At 71.8% G+C, this 1,447-nt stretch carries 2 protein-coding genes; one reads left to right on the forward strand and one right to left on the reverse strand.

Annotated features, from left to right (window positions below; genetic code table 11):
• On the forward strand, positions 1 to 382 hold a 382-nt coding region (locus CCN56_RS31620), incomplete at its 5' end, for an NAD(P)/FAD-dependent oxidoreductase (protein ID WP_373412925.1).
• Between the two features lie 53 nt (positions 383 to 435).
• Here the strand turns inward: CCN56_RS31620 and CCN56_RS31625 are convergent.
• A partial coding sequence (locus CCN56_RS31625) for a hypothetical protein (protein ID WP_218779472.1) occupies positions 436 to 1,447 on the reverse strand: 1,012 nt, incomplete at its 5' end.

Here is a 1,447-nt window from a genome sequence, read left to right on the forward strand (position 1 = left end):
GCTGCTCGTCGGCGACGCGGGCGGCCTGGTCAACCCGTTCAACGGCGAGGGCATCGCGTACGCGATGGAGTCCGGCCAGATCGCGGCCGACGTCATCGTCCAGGCGCACGCCCGCGCCACCCCCGCCCAGCGCGAGCTGGCCCTGCGGAACTACCCGCAGATCCTCAAGGACACCTACGGCGGCTACTACACGCTGGGCCGCGCCTTCGTGAAGCTCATCGGCAACCCGAAGGTCATGAAGATCGCGACCCAGCGCGGTCTGACCCACCCGCTGCTGATGAAGTTCACGCTGAAGATGCTGGCGAACCTCACCGACCCGACGGGCGGCGACGCGATGGACCGCATCATCAACGGCCTGTCGAAGGTCGCGCCGAAGGCGTGACGGAACGACGGTGCCCCCTCTCCCCCGGAGCGGGGGAGAGGGGGCACCGTCGTTCATCCGTTGCCGTTGACCGAGGCCGCCTTCTTGACCCGCTCGTCCAGCTCGGCCTTGACCTGCTTCAGGGTCTCGGCGTGCCGCTCCATGAGCTCGTTCTGGAACCCGACCTCGGCCTCGTACCAGAGGGCCACCAGCTCCGTCCGCTTCTTGCAGGCCACGTCCTGCTTCGCGGCGGCGATCGCCCTGGCGGTGCCGAACTCGGCCTCGGACTCCAGCCCGAGGGCCTTCTGCGGGGAGACGGGATCGGTGACGCGGTACCCCTTCTCGGCCATGCACGCCGACCACGCCCCGACGGCCTCCACCACCTTCGGGGTCTCCCTGGCCCGGATGGACGCCTCCGACTCCATCCCGAAGACGTAGAGCAGGTCCACGGGGTCCTTCTTCTCCGCGAAGAGCGCGAGGTGGCCCTCCCGGCCGCAGCCGCCGACCGGCACCTTCTGCCCGTTGACCGTCCGGCCGCTGTCGGTCCTCCGCGACTCCTCAAGAGTGCGCGGGGGAGGAACGAGGCGGCCTCCCGGCCCGGTCCTGAGCGGCGGACCGGTCAGCACCAGCCGCTCGGCCGGAGGGAGCGAGTCCCCGGGCAGCTTGTCCGGTGCGGGGGCGGGACCGCCGGGCCTCGCGTACCCGTACCGCGCCACCGTCGCCTCGTCCGTGACCCCGTACCGCGACGACGTGCCCCTGGGGCGCGGCGCGGGCCGGACCGGCGGCCGGTACGTGAACCCGAACCGCTTCATGCATTCCACCGTCAGCAGGTCCTGCGCCTTCTCCAGACTGTGGATCTGCTCGTCCGTCGTCCTGTACGGATCCAGGGGGTACGCCAGCTGTGCGGCGGGCACCTCGGCCGGGTCGGACAGCGGCTTCGCGCCGGCGGAGACGGGCGGTTCGCCCGAGGAGCAGGCGGTGAGCAGAAGCCCCGCACCCAGCAGGAGGGCGACGGCCGGACGGGACGTGCGGGGACGCATGGAGAACTCCGGGGACGGCGGACGGGCGGACGGGCGGACGGGCGGA

The organism is Streptomyces sp. NRRL B-24572 (assembly GCF_002156145.1).
Lineage (GTDB): Bacteria > Actinomycetota > Actinomycetes > Streptomycetales > Streptomycetaceae > Streptomyces > Streptomyces vietnamensis.